This is a genomic window from Mesorhizobium sp. M1A.T.Ca.IN.004.03.1.1, assembly GCF_003997555.1.
Classification (GTDB): domain Bacteria; phylum Pseudomonadota; class Alphaproteobacteria; order Rhizobiales; family Rhizobiaceae; genus Mesorhizobium.
Map to the genome: position 1 here is coordinate 1 of NZ_RZTV01000973.1, position 241 is coordinate 241.

1 protein-coding gene is annotated in these 241 nt (G+C 63.5%); it reads right to left on the reverse strand.

All coding sequences use genetic code 11. The features are described from left to right. Positions 1-214 (reverse strand): hypothetical protein (locus tag EOD29_RS34580; protein WP_164764080.1); only part of this gene is annotated, 214 nt, incomplete at its 3' end. Positions 215-241: the final 27 nt, after the last annotated feature.

The window sequence follows — 241 nt, forward strand, 5'->3', positions numbered from 1 at the left end:
AGAGCGTGAGCGAGTCGATCACGCGTCCGATGTTGCTCTTGCCGGCGCGGTACTTGTGGCCGATCCACGTGTGGAGCAAGCGCACGAGCGGGTCCTCTTCGTTGATGAACGCGTCGCGCTCGGCTTGTAGCGCCGTCATCAAGCTCTCGAGCGTGCCCTCAGGCCATTCGCAGACCTTCGCGACGATGCGGCCGATCGCCGCGAAGTCGGCCATGCGATGCATCTAGTCGATGTCGGCGTT